This is a genomic window from Massilia sp. BKSP1R2A-1, from assembly GCF_050586525.1.
In the GTDB taxonomy this organism is placed as follows: domain Bacteria; phylum Pseudomonadota; class Gammaproteobacteria; order Burkholderiales; family Burkholderiaceae_D; genus Telluria.
The window spans coordinates 111,443-128,362 of sequence record NZ_JBOBRE010000012.1; the positions used below are offsets into that span (position 1 = coordinate 111,443).

The following is a 16,920-nucleotide window of genomic DNA, read 5'->3' on the forward strand; positions in this document are numbered from 1 at the left end:
ATTCAAAACCAAACCAAAGGAAGTCCATGAAACGCGTCAGTCTCACCCAATACCTGGTCGAGGAGCAGCGCCTCCACCAGAACATCAACGCCGAACTGCGCCTCCTGATCGAGGTCGTGGCGCGCGCCTGCAAGCGCATCAGCTATTCGGTCAGCAAGGGTGCGCTGGGCGAGGTGCTGGGCAGCGCCGAAACCGAAAACATCCAGGGCGAGGTGCAGAAGAAGCTCGACGTGATCTCCAACGAGATCCTGCTGGAAGCGAACGAGTGGGGCGGCCACCTGGCGGCGATGGCGTCGGAAGAGATGGAAACCATCCGCCAGATCCCGAGCCGCTATCCGAAAGGCGAATTCCTGCTGCTGTTCGACCCGCTCGACGGCTCCTCGAACATCGACGTCAACGTCTCGATCGGCACCATCTTCTCGGTGCTCAAGGCCCCGGAAGGCATGGCCGAACCGACCGAGCAGGACTTCCTGCAGCCGGGCAGCCAACAGGTGGCGGCCGGTTACGCGGTCTACGGCCCGCAGACCATGCTGGTGCTCACCACCGGCAACGGCGTGCACTGCTTCACCCTGGACCGCGAGATGGGTTCCTGGGTCCTCACCGAGAAGAACATGCAGATCCCGGAGACGACCAAGGAATTCGCGATCAATATGTCCAACAAGCGCCACTGGCACCCGCCGGTGCAGCGCTACGTCGACGAGATGCTGGCGGGCTCCACCGGCCCGCGCGGCAAGGATTTCAATATGCGCTGGATCGCCTCGATGGTGGCCGACGTGCACCGCATCCTGAACCGCGGCGGCATCTTCATGTATCCGGCCGACCTGCGCGACCCATCCTCGCCGGGCAAGCTGCGCCTGATGTACGAAGCCAACCCGATGGCCATGATCGTCGAACAGGCCGGCGGCGCCGCGACCGACGGGCGTGGACGCATCATGGACATCCCGCCGACCAAGCTGCACCAGCGCGTGCCGGTCTTCCTGGGCTCCAAGGCCGAGGTCGACCTGGTGACCAGCTATCACGCGGAGTGATTATTTGGCGGTCGACGCCTGAAATTGCCGAGTCGGACTAGCAAGTTTGCGAAGTTGTTTGCTAGAATACGGCTCTTCGTCCGGTTCGCCCGGCGTAGAGCCGCTGTAGCTCAGTCGGTAGAGCAGCGCATTCGTAATGCGAAGGTCACCAGTTCGATTCCGGTCAGCGGCACCAAAGAATTAGAAAAGCCCGTGTCCACAAAGGACACGGGCTTTTTCCATTTCCGCCCCACGCGCGTTCATGCCGGCGTTGCCGCTTCCTGCAATCCCCTCACCAGGCTCGACACACTCGGGTTGTCGATGAAGATGCAGCGCTTGCCCGTGCGCTTGCAATGGTCCTTGACCCGCCAGTAGGCATGGTGGCTGATGCAGCCGGTCTGGCAGATCACCAGGTCGGCCGCGGCCAGGCTGGCGTCCAGCTGGCCGGCGCTGTCTTCCAGCCCGCCGTCGTGGTGGGCGAACTGGGCGCCGACGCGCTCGACCACGTTGCGGTAGACCGGCACGCTGCCGCTGCGCCCACCCACGCACAGCACGCTGCGGTTGACCAGGCGGATCGGGATCTCCACCGCTTCCGGCGCGGCCTCGTGCGCCGGCGCAGGTGCTTCAGGCGGCTCCACGGCAGGCCGGGCGGCAGCCGCCTTCAGCGCGGCCAGCTGGGACCTCAAGGCCGCTTCGCGTTCTTCCATCTGCGCCAGGCGGTTCGCGAGGCGCTTGCGTTCGTCCAGCTCCGGCACTTCGGCTTTCAAGCGCTCCAGCGCATTGCGCAACTGATAGATATCGGTGTCCTTCGCGATCCCGGCGGCGCGCGCCTGCATCATCTGCTGCTCGTGGCGGTCGGCCATCTCGGCCTTGTCCTGCTGTAGTTGCTGGCAGCGCCCCTGCGCCCGGACCAGCTCGCGCATCAGGCGGGCGTTGTCCGCCAGCAGGGCATTGTATTTGTCCATGTCGGCGCGCACGCAGGCGCCGGCCTGGTGCTGCACCATGTGGATGTCGCGGCACATGCGCTGCTCGAGGTCGGCCGTGCAGCGCGGATGGGTCAGGCCGGCCCAGAAGGCGCCGGGTACGTTGCCGGCCGCGACCGCCTTCGCCCAGAGAGCACCGACTTCTTCAGTGCTCCTGGCTGCGCGAAAACGGGCGATGTCGCCGGCGTAGCGCCGCTCCAGCTCCTTCTGCAGCGCCTCCGACAGGGGATTGCGCAGTGCGCACTCACTGACGGCGCCGACGTGGATGTCGTAGTCGTCGTGCAGCAGCCGGCCGCCCGTGACCCGCTCTACCAGCTTGCGCAGGGCACCCAGGGGCAGGGCCACGCCCACCAGCGGGCAATGGCTGGTGGAACTCAGTTCCCACACGCGGCGGCGGCGTGAACCGGTGGCGCAGGATTCATGCAGGGAAGCGTGTTTGTCGCACATGCGCGTTTCCTTTCAATGCGGGAGGCGCCGGAGCACTCTCAATTGATAATGATTATCATTTGCATTGTAGCGCGGATGAGAAAGGATGCAAGTGGATTCGCAGGCGTGCGCCAACCCGGCAGGACGGCTCTGTTAGTCAACGCACTGTGGAGACAGGCCGGGCATTGTATTTTTTGTATCGCGACGCAGTGTCCGATACTGCGCGCGATTCGGACCGCCACAGGCGACCGCTTCAGCAGCGACGAGATGGCCGTCAGCGCTAATGGTGGAACTTTTGCGCTTGCTTTAGGTCACGACAACGAAGGCGTGACCTAAGGCAAGAACCAAGGTGCCACATTGATGTAGCGCATGCCCATTTCGTCCCTTCATTCTGTTTCAGGCGGAATCGAGGAAGAATGTGGTGATAGTCGAGTATCGGTCTACTTCGCGTTGGTCTACATTTTTACAAGGGATACATCATGGATAATCAGAAATCTACCGAGGGAAAAGGCAGCGACGCAAGCCGCGATGGTCTGGGTTCGAGCATCGGTAAAAGCCAGAATTCCGGCCTGAGCCAGGGCAGCAGCGCTTCGAGCAACAGCCAGAGCGGCTCGTCGGGCAGCCTCGGCAGCGCCAACGCCTCGCCGAGCACCGCCAAGCCTGCCACCGGCAGCAGCAGCGGTTCGGTCGGCGGCACCAGCAATGCCGGCAGCCAGCAAAGCAGCTCGCAAAGCTCGGGCAACCTGGGCAGCAGCAGCGCGCTGGGCAGCCAGCAGAGCGGTTCGTCGGGCTCCAGCGCAGCTGGCAGCAGCGGCAGCCTGAGCAGCACCAGCGGCGGCAACAGCGCCCTGGGCTCGAGCGGCAGCAGCACCGGCAGCTCCTCGGGTAACAACCTGAGCAGCAGCCTGAGCTCGAGCTCCAGCTCGAAGCAGTCGTCGGACAGCGGCGATCAGTCGCAGTCGCAGTCGTCGTCGGGCGGCATCAAGGGCGCGATGGCGGCCATGTCGCCGGACAACCTGCACCAGACCATCGACAAGGCCGGCCAGGCAGCACAGCCGCTGGTCGACCGCCTGGTCAGCACCGCCCACGCCGGCGTCGACCGCATCAGCGGCATGCTGAGCGGCGCATCGGAAAGCCTGGGCCAACGCAAGGGCCAGCTGGGCGAGACCTACAGCGCCTACTCGGAAAAAGGCACCGAGTACGTCAAGACCAACCCGGGCACCGCCCTGCTGGTCGCCGGCGCAGTCGGCTTCCTGCTGGCCAAGCTGCTGAGCAGCTCGAGCAGCAGCGATCGCCGCTACTATCGCGACTACCGCGACTGATCCCTTCGGGTTCAGGCAAGCAAAAACCCCGGCAGGCTCGCGCTTGCCGGGGTTTTGTTTTATGCGTTTGTAGGGTGGACCGGGCCACGAGAGGCGGCTTCGCCGTCCGCGCGTTCAAATATATGGTGCAAATTGGCGCATCGTCCAATTTCATGCTGGTTGAACGCGCGGACGGGGGACCCGTCCACCCTACTTGACCGACACCGCTTCCTTTTCCGGCACGTGCGCCGGCTTGCGCCGCAGCTTCGCCATCCCACGTTTCATCAGGTGCTCGAAGTCGTCCACATAGGTGAACACGGCCGGCACCACCAGCAGGCTCAGCAGGGTCGAGGTGATCAGGCCGCCGATCACGGCGATCGCCATCGGCGCGCGGAAGCTCGGGTCGCCCGACAGGCCGAGCGCCAGCGGCAGCATGCCGGCGCCCATGGCGATGGTCGTCATCACGATCGGGCGCGAGCGCTTGTGGCAGGCGTCGACCAGGGCGTCGAAGCGGTTCATGCCCGCCTCGCGCGCCAGGATCGCGTAGTCCACCAGCAGGATCGAGTTCTTGGTCACGATCCCCATCAGCATGATCAGGCCGATCATGGTCGGCATCGACAGCGCGCTATTGGTCATCAACAGTGCCACGAAGGCGCCGCCGATCGACAGCGGCAGCGCGGCCAGGATGGTCACCGGCTGCATGAAGTCGTTGAACAGCAGCACCAGCACGCCGTAGATGCACAGCACGCCGATCAGCATCGCCACGCCGAAGCTGGCGAACAGGGCCGCCATCTCCTGGGCGTCGCCGAGTTCCGCGATCTGCACGTTCGGCGGCAGGTTCTGGAACACCGGCAGGGCGCGCGCCTCGGTGTTCACGTCGCCCAGCGAGCGGCCCTGCAGCTCGACGTCCAGGGTCACGTTGCGGGTGCGGTTCAGGCGGTCGATCTGGGCCGGGCCGCTTTCCATCGTGATGGTGGCGACGTTCGCCAGCAGCACCGGGCCGCGCGAGCCGGGCACCGTCAGGCGGCCCAGCGCGTCGAGGTCGGCGCGCACGCTGTCGGGCAGCTTGACGCGGATCGGCACCTGGCGCTCGGACAGGTTCATCTTCGCCAGCGACAGGTCGTAGTCGCCGGCCGTGGCCACGCGCACGGTCTCGCCGATCGCGGCGGCGGTCACGCCGAGGTCGGCGGCGCGCGCGAAGTCAGGCCGCACGATGATCTCGGGGCGCACCAGCGAAGCGCTCGAGCTGACGTTGCCGATGCCCTGCAGGGTGCGCAGCTCGCGCTCGGCCTGGCGCGCGATGGTGGTCAAGGCCTGCGGGTCTTCGCTGCGCAGCACCAGCTGCATCTTGGTGCCGGTGTCGTTGGCGCCCACGTTGAAGCGCGCCCCCGGGATCTGCGCGACCTTCTCGCGCAGGGCCTTTTCGATGCTGGACAGGCCAACGTCGCGTTCATCGCGGTCGATCGTGGTCACGGTCATCACCGCGCGGCGCGCCTCGGCCGCGGCGCCCGGGGCAAAGGCGTCGCCGCTGGAGCCGCCGCCGATCGAGCTGAACACGCTCTTCACGCCGGGCACTTCCATCGCCGCCTTGCGGGTCTGTTCGGCCAGGGCATAGGTCTCGGCCAGCGTGGAGCCGGGCGGCAGCTCGACCGTGATCAGGGTCTGCGAGCGGTCGGCCGGCGGCACGAAGCCGGTCGGCAGCAGCGGCACCAGGGCGATCGAGCCGATGAAGAACAGCCCGGCCGCGATGGCGGTCGCCAGGCGGTGGCGCAGGCACCACTGCATGGCGCGCATGTAGCGCGTCATGATGAAACCGTCCTTCTCTTCGCCGTGGTGTTTCGACGGCTTGAGGATGTAGGCCGCCATCATCGGCGTCAAGAGGCGCGCCACGACGAGGGAGGCGAGGATCGCCAGCACCGCGGTCCAGCCGAACTGCTTGAAGAATTTACCCGGGATGCCGCCCATGAAGGCAGTCGGCAGGAACACCGCGACCAGGGCGAAGGTGGTGGCGATCACCGCCATGCCGATCTCGTCGGCCGCTTCCAGCGCGGCCTGCATCGGCGTCTTCCCCATGCGCAGGTGGCGCGAGATGTTCTCGATCTCGACGATGGCGTCGTCGACCAGCACGCCGATGACGAGGGCCAGCGAGAGCAGGGTCACCATGTTCAGCGTGTAGCCGAACAGGTACTGGCCCAGGAAAGCGGGAATCGCCGACAGGGGCAGGGCGGCGGCAGCCACCAGGGTGGCGCGCCAGTCGCGCAGGAACCACCACACCACCAGCACCGCCAGCACCGCACCTTCGTACAGCATCTCCATCGATGCGTCGAAATTTTCCTCGACCGGCGCCGAGTTGTCGATCACCTCGCGCAGCACGACGTTGGGATTTTCTTTCTGCAGCTGGGCCACGGCCGCGCGCGCGCCTTCAGCGATGTCGACCTCGCCCGCGCCGCGGGTGCGGAAGACCTCGAAGCCGACCACCTTGCGGCCGTCCTGCAGGGCGATGGCACGCGGCTCGGCCACGGTGTCCGTGACGGTGGCCACCTGGTCGAGACGCACGTGGCGGCCATCGGTGAGCGGGATGTCCATCCGGGCCAGTTCCTGGGCCGACTGCACGGTCGCGATGGTGCGCACCGACTGCTCGGCGCCGCTGACGTCGCCGCGTCCGCCCGGCGCCTCGCGCTGGACGTTGCGCAGCTGGCGCGAGATGTCCAGGGCCGAGACCTGCAGCGCGGCCATGCGTGCGTCGTCGAGTTCTACCCGCACCTCACGGGTGACGCCGCCCACGCGCTTGACCGAGCCCAGGCCCGGCACGCTCAGGAGGCGCTTGGAAACGTCGTTGTCGACGAACCAGCTCAGTTCCTGGTCGTCCATGCGCGCGCCCTTGGCCGCTTCGGCGGTGAAGGTCATCACCACCCGGCCGGCGGTGGCGGCCTTGGTCACGCTCGGCTCGCGCATTTCGGGCGGCAGGTCGGCGCGTACCCGCGCCACCGCATCGCGCACGTCGTTGACGGCTTCGGCGAGGTCCTTCTCGAGAATGAACTCGACGGTGATGGTGGCCACGCCGTCGAGCACCTTGGTATAGATGTTCTTGACGCCCTGCAGGGTGGCGACCGAGTCCTCGATCTTGCGCGCGACCTCGGTTTCCAGCTGGGCTGGCGCCGCGCCTTCCAGGGTGGCGGCGACGGTGACGATCGGCAGTTCGATGTCCGGGAAGTCCTGGATCTTGTTGGCCTTGAAGGCCAGCAGCCCCGCCAGCGTCAGCAGGGCGAACAGCATGATCGCCGGGATCGGGTTGCGGATCGATAGTGCGGAGAAGTTCATGGAATGTCTCCGCTCAGCGCGCCGCCTGGCGGGCAGGCTGCGCGGCGCTTGGGGCAGCGACGTTGCGTACCAGATCGCCGTCGTTCAGGAAGCCCGCGCCGCTGATGACGATCGGCGCATCTGCCGCCAGGCCGCCGACGATCTCGACGCGGTCGCCGAGGCGGCGGCCGGTGGTGACCTTCAGCTGGCTCACGCGGCTGTCGCGGTTCAGGCGGAACACATAGCTGAAGCCGTCGCGCACGGCCACGGCCTGCTGCGGCACCGTGAGGGCATTGGTGGCGCCGAATTCGAAGCGGCCGCTGGCGAACATGCCGGCCTTGAGCGGCGCGTTGGCGGACATCGACGGCGGCAGGTCGACGTAGACCAGGGCCAGGCGGGTCTGCGGGTCCACGGTCGGCGCCACGGTGCGCACCTTGCCGCTGATCTCGACGCCGCTGGCGGCGCGCACCTGGGCGCGCATGCCGGGCTTGATGCGGCCCAGGTCATTCGAGGTCACTTCGGCGCGCCACTCGAGGCGGCCCTGGCGGATCATGCGGAACATCTCCGTGCCCGGGCCGATCACGGCGCCCACGGTGGCGCTGCGCGCCGAGATGATGCCGCTGTCGGGGGCCACCACGGTGGCGTAGCGCAGGCGCAGCTGCTGTTGTTCCAGGGTGGCGCGGGCAGAAGCCACGCGCGCCCGGGCGGTGGCTTCGGTTGTCAGGTACTGGGTGACCTGCTGCTCGCTCAGGGCGCCCGAACTCTTCAGGTTGCGCGCGCGGTCAGCGTCGGCCTTGGCTGCCGCGGCGTTGGCCTGGGCTTCCTGCAGCACGGCGCGCGCCTGCTCGACGTCGGCGCGCACGGTGTCGCTCGCGAACACGGCCAGGGTCTCGCCCTTCTTGACCACGTCGCCCACGTTGACCCGCACCTCGCTCAGGCGCAGGCCGTTCGATTCGCTGCCGATCACCGCTTCCTGCCAGGCGGCGACGCTGCCGTTGGCGGTCAGGCCGACCGGCAGCGAGGCGGTCGAGGGCAGGCCGGTGGTGACGGTCAGCGCCGGCGTCGGCGCGGCAGGCTTCTCGTCCTTGGCGCTGGCGCGCTCAGGAATGGCCAGGGCGAGGGCGAAGCACAGGGTCGCGCCGGCGGCGGCGACCACGGGAACGGGGGGAAGACGGCGGAGGGTTGGCATAGTCGTTGGCAGGCTACAGGTCAAGCTGAGGAGTGTATCAAAGTTGCAATACGATACGCGTGCCGGGAGATATTTGCCAGTACCGTTCGCGAGGATGGAGGCGGCGCTCTACAAAAGGATATTGCTAAAGAGAGAGGCCGGTACGTGGGAGGGTGGGCAGGAAAAGTGAAATTTGTGCGATGCAGCAAATAACATTGATCTATCTCAAATGGAAACGCTTCCTGAACGAAACAAGCTACGTAGTTCTACTGTATTGCGGTGCACAAAAAACTGGGTTATATTGAAACCGTCTCCTCCAGTTTCTCCGAAATTGGATTATCGCCCGCCAGCCGCAAGGTTCGCGGGCGCTTTTTTTGTGCGATTCGGTGAATATGCGACGGACCGTAGGGTGGGCGGTCCCCCGCCCACGCGTTCAAACCATGCGTGAACAGCCCGCGCCGCATCCATTCATCAGGGAGTTGAACGCGCGGTCGGCGAAGCCGACCACCCTACCCAATCAGGCATCGGCGCCCTGGAATGCGCCGGCCCGCCAGGTCAGCACCAGGGTATCGCGATGCCCATGCCCGGCCAAGGGCTGGATCGGCGTCGACTCGTGGATCACGGCCGCATCGTCCAGCAGGAGCAGGGTCCAGGGCTCCAGCATCGTAAAACGCTTGCCTGCCGGGCCCTCGGCCTCGAACACGCGCGTCTCGCCGCCCTTGATGCCGGTACGGCCAATCAGGATGACGGCGACGAAGTCCACGCCGTCGCGGTGGGCGCCTTCCGGGGTGGGACGGCCGATGCCGTCGGCGGTATCGATGCGGAACTGGTGCGCTTCCACGTACCAGGGCTGCTGGCCGCGTACCTGGGAACAGACGGCGCCCAGCGCGCGCACCAGGCGCTCCCAGGCCGGGTTGGCGACGGTGCCCGGTTCGACCGGTTCGAACAGGCGGTGCATGCCGCCGTGCAGGGCGTTGTACTCGACCGGCTGCCAGTGCGCGCGGTGCGGCGTCTGTGCGAGCCGTTCGCCGTCGTCGATGAAGCAGGAGTGGCGGCGGCGCCGGTAGCGGCCGCCGTCCTTGAGGTAGTTGTCGAGTTCGAGCCTGTCCCAGCTCGGGGCCAGGGCCTGCAGCTCGTCGAGGGTGCAGCCCGCCAGGCGGGCCACGTCGAGGGGACGCAGGAGGGCATAGCCCTCGCCGCGCAGCGCATCCGTCAGCTGCGACGGATCGGTGTAGGGTAATTCACGGGTAGTCATCCGGCTAGCGTAGCATTTTTCAACGCTGCCGGTCTGACCCGGGGCAATTCCTACCAGTTCTTGACGAAGGTGAGACGGAAGGTGCGTGGCTCGATCGGGTGGAAGTGGATGTCTTCCACGCCTTGCGCCTCGTTCGCCAGGCGCGACTCGTAGTAGTAGTCGATCGCCGAGTCGCGGCGGTTGGTCAAATTGAATCCTTCCAGTTCCAGGCGCATGTCCTTGCCGATGCGGTAGCCGATGCGGCCGTTGAGCGTGGTGCTCGCGTGCGAGCGCACGCTGTCGTCCTCGATCAGCGGACGCGGGCCGAAGTAGCGCAGGCGCAGCGCGCCCGACCACGGACCCACGCGGTCCACCGTCAGTCCGACCTGGGCCACGCCCTCGACGGCGCCCGGAATCCGGTCGCCATCCGGGTTTCCTCCACGCGAACGGGCGCGCGCATAGGCCGCGTCGAAGTTCAGCGACACCCATTTGTTCGCACGGTAGATGTTCGACAGCTCGACACCGTAGCGGCGGCTCGGGTCCCCGGCCTCGGTGTTGCCGGCGTCGCCGATATAGGTCAGCTCGGAAGCGAAGTCCAGGCGGTAGACCGACACCGTGGTTTCCATCTTCGGCATCGCCACCGTGCGCAGGCCCAGTTCCATGCCGCGCGAGCGCACCAGGCCGGGCGTGCGGTCGACCGGGTCGAGCGTCTTCGGATCGACGCTCGCCACGGTGCCGCGCGCGTCGTTGCTGTGGAAGCCGTGGCCGTAGTTGAGGTAGAGCTCCGTGTGCTTCCAGGGCGCGTAGGCGACGCTGAGGGTCGGGGTCACCAGCGTGTCGTAGGCGCGGCCGGAGTTCTCGAGGCGGTCGCCATCGACATTGAAGCGGTAGCGGTTGGCGCGCACGCCGACCACGGTGCGCAGCGCGTCGCTCCACATGGTCGCGTTCTCCAGGTAGACGGCGCCGCTGGTCTCGACGATGTGGTCTTCGCGCGTGGTCGCGATGCGCTGGCGCGCGCGGGTGTCATACAGCCCGTTGAAGATATTGTCGTTCTGGAGCTGGAAGCCGGCCGTCATGTCGGAGGCGCGCTTGCCGTCCGCGCTCTTCCAGAAGTGCCAGGTGTGGCTGCCGTCCAGGCCCGTCGTCACGCGGCGGTCAGGCTGGGCGAACTGGTCGCCGTTTACCGGATCGTTCAGGAAGTAGGTGAAGTTCGAATACAGGTCGAGCTGGTTGCGGATCACATAGGCGTTCAGGGCCGTCGCCGAATCGTCCGTGGTGCGGCGCCAGTTGCCGGAGAGGCTGCTGCGCTTGGCCTCGCCGCCGTCGCTCAGGTCGATCGCATCGAAGCGGCCCAGTTGGCCGTTCTGGACGGCGCGCAGCGGGATCTGGTCGGTGCTGTTCCAATGGCCCTGATAGTGCATCGCGGTGACGGTCCAGCCATTGTTCGAGTAGCCGCGGCTGTAGCGCAGCACGGCGTTGACCTTGCGGTAGCCGTCCGGACGGGTCCAGGGACCGTCGTTCTTCATCAGTTCCAGCGCGTAGAGCAGGTTGCCGCCCGCGACTTCGGGCGAAGCGGCCAGCACCGTGCGCGCGTACTCGTCCTGGCCGAGCGTGACGGTCGCCACCGGCGCCACCAAACGGCTGGCATAGGCCAGCGAGGCCTTGCCGGCGGAAGCGAAGTCGCCATCGAGCGAAGAGTAGGGGCCCTTGCGGTAGTCGAGGCGGGTGACCAGTTCCGGGATCAGGAAGTTCAGGTCGGTCCAGCCCTGGCCGTGGGCGTGGCTGCGCTGGTTGACCGGCATGCCGTCGACCCAGGTGGCGAGGTCGGTGCCGTGGTCGAGGTTGAAGCCGCGCAGGTAAAACTGGTTGGCCTTGCCTTCGCCGCTGTGCTGGCTGGCGATCAGGCCGGGCGTGGCCTCGAGCAGCTCGCCCGGACGGTAGACGGTGCGGTTTTCCAGGTCCTTGGCGCCCACGGTGCCGGAACTGGCCGAATCGGTCCTGCCGATCTGGTTGATGCGCGAACCCTCGACCAGCACGCGCTGCAGGACGAAGTCGTCGGCGCTGGCGGCGCCCTGGAAAAAGAGCGCTGTGAGCGCGGCGGCGATGGGGGAGATGCGAATCGTGGTCATTGAGTGTGTTGTTGTACGGCTTGCGCCGTCGGCTGTTCGGGTGTGTTCATGGTGAAGGTCAGCGAGCGGATCCTGCCCGCGTCGTTGAGGTTGACGGTGTTGACCTGGTCCGGCAGGAAGTCGGCCAGCACGCCGTGGCGGATGCTCACGGTCTTCGACAGCGGTGCGTTCTCGAGTTCCTGGTAGATGGTGACGCTCTGCGAATCGGCCGTCATGCCGACCCAGCGCACCGGCAGGCGCTTGTTGTCCCTTCCCTTGAGCGCGAAGCGCTCCTCGACGTACTTGCGCAGCACCTGCTGGTCGTCCGGATCGGTGAGATCGAACTGGCGCTGGTACAGATTCATGAGGAGTGCCTCGATGTCATGCGCCATATAGGTGTGGACGATCTCCGTGCTGCCGGTGCGCGGATTGAAGGCGACTTCGGTGATCCCCATGTGGAAGCGGTGCGCGCCCGCTGCCGCGCTCACGCACAGCAGCGCGCAAGCAAGCAGCGCTTTCAGGTTGAAGCGAAAGCGCTGCATGCTCATTGCCCGGCCTTTTTCTCTGCCGGTTTGTTTTCAGCCGGTTTCTTGAGTGGCGTGGCGAAGTCGCGCATCAGGTTCGAACCCGCGTCACGGTTGGTCTTGAACAGCTCCAGGCGCGACGGGGTCGGCTTGGCCGGCCAGGCGTTGTTGCTGGTGTCGATGTCGGCGGTCTCCCAATACGGATCCTGGGTGATGCCGGCCAGCTCCTCGTCGAGGATGAAGAGCTTGGTCACCTTCTTCGGCGAGGTGCGCCAGATCTCGGCCGGGATGCGCTCGACGATCTTCTTGCCGCTCTTGAGTTCGAGTTCGACGATCAGCGGCATCACCAGCCCGCCCTTGTTGCTGAAATCGACCAGGTAGAAGCGCTTGCCTTCCTTGAGCAGGGCTTTTTCCCAGTCCTCCAGGCCCGCCATCGTTTCGTTATAAGCGTTGCGGTCCTTGTTGGTGACGGTGAAGTCGTCGTGCTCGTTGTAGAAGTCCTTCAGGTCCGGATCGGTCTCGACGCGGCGCTGCATGCCCTTGTTGCGCTGGTCGATCATCGGAGTCGGCTCGGCCTTGTGGCGCGCACGCTGCCAGGCTTTCTCGATCTCGGGGTCCTTGGTGCTGATGGTGTACTCGCTGACGCCATCGACGCTGATGTCCACCGCGTCGGTGGTGTAGAACCAGCCGCGCCAGAACCAGTCGAGGTCGGTGCCGGAGGCGTCTTCCATGGTGCGGAAGAAGTCGGCCGGGGTCGGCCGCTTGAACTTCCAGCGCTCGGCGTATTCCTTGAAGGCGAAGTCGAACAGCTCGCGGCCCAGGATGGTCTCGCGCAGCACGTTCAGGGCGGTGGCCGGCTTGGCGTAGGCGTTGTTTCCGCGCTGGAGGGTCGACTCGGCGTTCGTCATGACCGGCACCTGGTTGGTGCTGCGCATGTAGTCGACGATGTTGCGCGCCTCGCCGCGGCGCGAGGGATAGTCGTTTTCCCAGGCTTCCTCGGCCAGGAACTGCAGGAAGGAGTTCAGGCCTTCGTCCATCCAGGTCCACTGGCGCTCGTCCGAGTTGACGATCATCGGGAAGTAGTTGTGGCCGACCTCGTGGATGATCACGCTGATCAGGCCATACTTGGTGCCCTTCGAATACGTGATCTCGCCGGTCTTCTTGTCCTTGACCGGGCGGCCGGCGTTGAACGAGATCATCGGGTATTCCATGCCGCCGATCGAGCCGTTCACCGAGATGGCGGTCGGGTAGGGGTAGTCGAAGGAATACTTGTTGTACTGCTCGATGGTGTGGATGACGGCGGCGGTGGAATACTTTTCCCACAGCGGGTTACCCTCTTTCGGGTAGTAGGACATGGCCAGCACGTCCTTGCTGCCGCTCTTGATGCTCTGGGCGTCCCAGATGAACTTGCGGCTCGATGCAAAAGCGAAGTCGCGCACGTTCCTGGCCTTGAAGTGCCAGGTCTTGGTCGCCTTCGAACGCGATTTCTCGGCGCTTTCCGCTTCTTTCTGGGTCACGATGACGACCGGCTTCTTCGCGTTCTTCGCCTGGCGCAGGCGCTCGCGCTGGGCGCCGGTGAGCACCGCATCGGCATTCGCCAGTTCGCCGGTGGAGGCGACGATGTGGTCGGCCGGGACGGTCAGCTGCACGTCGTAGTCGCCGAACTCCAGGGTGAATTCGCCGTCGCCCATGTACTGCTTGTGCTGCCAGCCCTTGACGTCGTAGTAGGCCGCCATGCGCGGGAACCACTGGGCGGACAGGAAAATGTCGTTACCGTCGTCGAATTTCTCGAAGCCGGTACGGCGCCCGACCACGTTCGCCTCGGGCATATTGAAGGTCCACGCCAGGTTGAAGGCGACGCGGGCGCCCGGCTTGAGCGGCTGCGGCAGGTCGATCCGCATCATCGTCTTGTTGACCGTGTGGCGCAAGGCGCGGCCGTCGCTGCCAGTCACGCCCGTGACCTGGATGCCGCCTTCGAAGCGCTGCTGTTCGAGCGTGGACTTGAGGGTGTCGAACTTGACGCCGTCGTTGCCGCGCGCCTGCCATGCGTCGCGCGAGGGCAGGCCGGCGATGCGGCGATTGTCCGAATCGCTGCGGAACATGTTCTGGTCCAGCTGCACCCACAGGTAGGACAGGGTATCCGGCGAATTGTTGGTGTAGGTGACGGTGCCCGAACCCGTGATCGAGCGCTTGTTCTCGTCCAGGGTGGCGCGCAGGCGGTAGTCGGCGCGCTGCTGCCAGTAGCGGTGGCCCGGGGCGCCGGAGGCGGTGCGGGTGTCGGTCGCGGTGGGCAGCAGCTCGTCGAGCTGGCGGAACTTGTCGTCGAAGGGCTGCGCAGCCGCTTGTGCCATATTCGTGGCGCCGGCGAAGAGGGTAGCGGCCAGCGCCGCCTGCAGATGCTTGATTTTCATTGTTTCGGTCTTCATAAACAAACGGCAGGGCACCTGGGTGCCCTGCCGCTTAGTGCAGCAATCCTGGCTGATTATTCAGCCTTCGGCGCTTCAGCAGCTTCCTTCTGGCCTGCCGGCTTGAGCTTGGTGTTGAAATCGCGCATCAGGTTGGTGCCGAATTCGCGATTGGTCTTGAACAGCTCCAGGCGCGACGGAGTCGCTTTCGCCGGCCACGAGTTGTTGTTCACGTCGATGTCGGCGGTTTCCCAGTACGGGTCCTGGGTCAGGCTGACGATCGGCTCGTCGGTGATGAACAGCTTGGTCACCTTCTTCGGCGAGTAGCGCCAGATCTCGGCCGGGATGCGCTCGATGGTCTTCTTGCCGCTCTGGGTCGTGATCTCGACGATCAGCGGCATGACGAGGCCACCCTTGTTCGAGAAGTCGACCAGGTAGAAGCGCTTGCCTTCCTTGAGCAGCGCCTTTTCCCAGTCTTCCAGGCCGGCGAAGGTCTCGTTGTAGGTGTTGCGATCCTTGTTGGTGACGGTGAAGTCGTCGTTCTGGTTGTAGAAGTCCTTCAGCTCGGGCTGCTGGTCGACCTTGCGGACCATGCCCTTGTTACGCTGGTCGGTGATCGAGATCGGCTCCGACTGCTTGCGTGCACGGGCCATGGCCTTCTCGACTTCCGGATCCTTGCTGCTGATGGTGTACTCGCTGATGCCATCGACGCTGATGTCCACCGCGTCGGTGGTGTAGAACCAGCCGCGCCAGAACCAGTCGAGGTCCGTGCCCGAAGCGTCTTCCATGGTGCGGAAGAAGTCGGCCGGGGTCGGACGCTTGAACTTCCAGCGCTCGGCATACTCTTTGAACGCGAAGTCGAACAGTTCGCGGCCGAGGATGGTCTCGCGCAGCACGTTCAGCGCGGCGGCCGGCTTGGCGTAGGCGTTGTTACCGAACTGCAGCAGCGACTCGGAGTTGGTCATGATCGGGACCTGGTTCTGGCTGCGCATATAGCCGACGATGGTGCGCGGGTCGCCGCGCATCTCGTCCCAGCCTTCTTCCCAGGCTTCCTGGGCCAGCGACTGCACGAAGGAGTTGATGCCCTCGTCCATCCAGGTCCACTGGCGCTCGTCCGAGTTGACGATCATCGGGAAGTAGTTGTGGCCGACTTCGTGGATGATCACGCCGATCAGGCCGTACTTGGTGCGCTTCGAGTAGGTCAGCTCGCCGGTCTTCTTGTCCTTCACCGGGCGCGGGCCGTTGAAGGTGATCATCGGGTATTCCATGCCGCCGACCGGGCCGTTCACCGAGATCGAGGTCGGATACGGGTAGTCGAAGGAGTACTTGTTGTACTGCTCGATGGTGTGGATGATCGATGCGGTCGAATACTTCTCCCACAGCGGGTTGCCCTCTTTCGGGTAGTAGGACATCGCCATCACGTCGACGTTGCCCGACTTGACGCCCTGGGCATCCCAGATGAACTTGCGGCTCGACGCCCACGCGAAGTCGCGCACATTCTTGGCCTTGAAGTGCCAGGTCTTGGTACCGCTGGCGCGGGTCTTCTCGGCGGCTTCCGCTTCGGCCTGGGTCACGATGATGACCGGCTTCTTGGCGGTGCGGGCCTGGCGCAGGCGCTCGCGCTGGGTGGCGGTCAGGACCTCGCCCGGGTTCTGCAGCTCGCCGGTGGAGGCGACGATGTGGTCGGACGGGACGGTGATCTGCACGTCGTAGTCGCCGAACTCCAGCGTGAATTCGCCGGCGCCCAGGAACTGCTTGTGCTGCCAGCCGTAGACGTCGTAGTAGGCCGCCATGCGCGGGAACCACTGGGCGATCTCGAACAGGTCGTTCTTGTCGTCGAACTTCTCGAAGCCCGAGCGGCCGCCCAGGATCTTCTGTTCGTTGATGTTGTAGGACCAGTCGAGGCTGAACGACACGCGCGCGCCCGGCTTCAGCGGGGTCGGCAGGTCGATGCGCATCATGGTGCCGTTGATGGTGTACTTCAGCTGGCGGCCGCCGTCGCGGACGTTGCTGATCTTGAAGCCGCCGTCGAAGGTGTTCCCTTCGAGCAGGGTGCGGATGGCGTCGAACTTCACGCCCTGTTCCGGACCGCGGGCCTGGGCCCAGGCTTCGCGCGAAGGCAGGGCTGCGGTCGTGCGGGCGCCCGAATCCTTCTGGTAGATGTTCTGGTCGAGCTGCAGCCAGAGGTATTTCAGGGTGTCAGGGGAATTGTTGTAGTACGTGATGGTGCCGGAACCGGTCAGCGAACGGTTCGCCTCGTCCAGCTTGGCGCGCATGGTGTAGTCGGCGCGCTGCTGCCAGTAGGCGTGGCCGGGAGCACCGGAAGCGGTGCGGACCGCGCCCGGGGTCGGCAGCAGCTCGTCGAGCTGGCGGAACTTGTCGTCAAAAGGCTGGGCGGCAAAAGCGGAGGCTGTGAGGCACAGCGCTGCCAGTCCGATGGGCAGACGTATCATATTTCCCCTGA

At 65.5% G+C, this 16,920-nt stretch carries 10 protein-coding genes and 1 tRNA gene; 3 read left to right on the forward strand and 8 right to left on the reverse strand.

Going from position 1 to position 16,920, the window contains the following annotated elements:
* Positions 1-26: 26 nt before the first annotated feature.
* Entirely contained in the window at positions 27-1,028 is a 1,002-nt protein-coding gene (locus ACQ7JA_RS18345; protein ID WP_430900312.1) for a class 1 fructose-bisphosphatase, read from the forward strand.
* A gap of 99 nt (positions 1,029-1,127) precedes the next feature.
* Positions 1,128-1,203 (forward strand) — tRNA-Thr (locus tag ACQ7JA_RS18350).
* 64 nt (positions 1,204-1,267) lie between these two features.
* On the opposite strand, the gene ACQ7JA_RS18355 is transcribed toward ACQ7JA_RS18350, so the two are convergent.
* Positions 1,268-2,437 carry a DUF2325 domain-containing protein gene (locus ACQ7JA_RS18355; RefSeq protein WP_430900314.1) on the reverse strand — a complete coding sequence of 390 codons (1,170 nt, stop codon included), beginning with the start codon at positions 2,435-2,437 and terminating at the stop codon, positions 1,268-1,270.
* A 458-nt stretch (positions 2,438-2,895) separates the two neighbouring features.
* Between ACQ7JA_RS18355 and ACQ7JA_RS18360 the strand changes: the two genes are divergently transcribed.
* A complete protein-coding gene (locus tag ACQ7JA_RS18360) occupies positions 2,896-3,738 on the forward strand; it encodes a hypothetical protein (RefSeq protein ID WP_430900316.1) in 843 nt (280 codons plus the stop codon).
* Between the two features lie 189 nt (positions 3,739-3,927).
* Here the strand turns inward: ACQ7JA_RS18360 and ACQ7JA_RS18365 are convergent, their stop codons facing one another.
* From ACQ7JA_RS18365 to ACQ7JA_RS18395, 7 genes are all read right to left on the reverse strand, one after another.
* On the reverse strand, positions 3,928-7,038 hold the full coding sequence (locus ACQ7JA_RS18365) for an efflux RND transporter permease subunit (protein WP_430900318.1): 3,111 nt from the start codon (positions 7,036-7,038) through the stop codon (positions 3,928-3,930).
* A gap of 13 nt (positions 7,039-7,051) precedes the next feature.
* Positions 7,052-8,206, reverse strand: a complete 1,155-nt coding sequence (locus ACQ7JA_RS18370; RefSeq protein WP_430900320.1) for an efflux RND transporter periplasmic adaptor subunit — start codon at positions 8,204-8,206, stop codon at positions 7,052-7,054.
* A gap of 496 nt (positions 8,207-8,702) precedes the next feature.
* Positions 8,703-9,440, reverse strand: a complete 738-nt coding sequence (locus ACQ7JA_RS18375; protein WP_430900322.1) for a 2OG-Fe dioxygenase family protein — start codon at positions 9,438-9,440, stop codon at positions 8,703-8,705.
* Positions 9,441-9,490: 50 nt separating this feature from the next.
* Complete coding sequence (locus tag ACQ7JA_RS18380) at positions 9,491-11,548, reverse strand: TonB-dependent receptor (protein ID WP_430900324.1); 2,058 nt, start codon at positions 11,546-11,548, stop codon at positions 9,491-9,493.
* Complete coding sequence (locus ACQ7JA_RS18385) at positions 11,545-12,069, reverse strand: DUF6702 family protein (RefSeq protein WP_430900326.1); 525 nt, start codon at positions 12,067-12,069, stop codon at positions 11,545-11,547. Before ACQ7JA_RS18385 ends, ACQ7JA_RS18380 begins: the two co-directional genes overlap by 4 nt.
* A 2-nt stretch (positions 12,070-12,071) precedes the next feature.
* Positions 12,072-14,462, reverse strand: coding sequence for a M1 family metallopeptidase (locus ACQ7JA_RS18390; RefSeq protein WP_430900328.1), 2,391 nt, complete (start codon positions 14,460-14,462; stop codon positions 12,072-12,074).
* Between the two features lie 71 nt (positions 14,463-14,533).
* Positions 14,534-16,909, reverse strand: coding sequence for a M1 family metallopeptidase (locus ACQ7JA_RS18395; protein ID WP_430900330.1), 2,376 nt, complete (start codon positions 16,907-16,909; stop codon positions 14,534-14,536).
* Positions 16,910-16,920 lie beyond the last annotated feature (11 nt).

Coding starts and splice junctions, on each gene's coding strand:
- ACQ7JA_RS18345 (WP_430900312.1), top strand. CDS start 27: ATGAAACGCGTCAGTCTCACCCAATACCTGGTCGAGGAGCAGCGCCTC.
- ACQ7JA_RS18355 (WP_430900314.1), bottom strand. CDS start 2,437: ATGTGCGACAAACACGCTTCCCTGCATGAATCCTGCGCCACCGGTTCA.
- ACQ7JA_RS18360 (WP_430900316.1), top strand. CDS start 2,896: ATGGATAATCAGAAATCTACCGAGGGAAAAGGCAGCGACGCAAGCCGC.
- ACQ7JA_RS18365 (WP_430900318.1), bottom strand. CDS start 7,038: ATGAACTTCTCCGCACTATCGATCCGCAACCCGATCCCGGCGATCATG.
- ACQ7JA_RS18370 (WP_430900320.1), bottom strand. CDS start 8,206: ATGCCAACCCTCCGCCGTCTTCCCCCCGTTCCCGTGGTCGCCGCCGCC.
- ACQ7JA_RS18375 (WP_430900322.1), bottom strand. CDS start 9,440: ATGACTACCCGTGAATTACCCTACACCGATCCGTCGCAGCTGACGGAT.
- ACQ7JA_RS18380 (WP_430900324.1), bottom strand. CDS start 11,548: ATGACCACGATTCGCATCTCCCCCATCGCCGCCGCGCTCACAGCGCTC.
- ACQ7JA_RS18385 (WP_430900326.1), bottom strand. CDS start 12,069: ATGCAGCGCTTTCGCTTCAACCTGAAAGCGCTGCTTGCTTGCGCGCTG.
- ACQ7JA_RS18390 (WP_430900328.1), bottom strand. CDS start 14,462: ATGAAAATCAAGCATCTGCAGGCGGCGCTGGCCGCTACCCTCTTCGCC.
- ACQ7JA_RS18395 (WP_430900330.1), bottom strand. CDS start 16,909: ATGATACGTCTGCCCATCGGACTGGCAGCGCTGTGCCTCACAGCCTCC.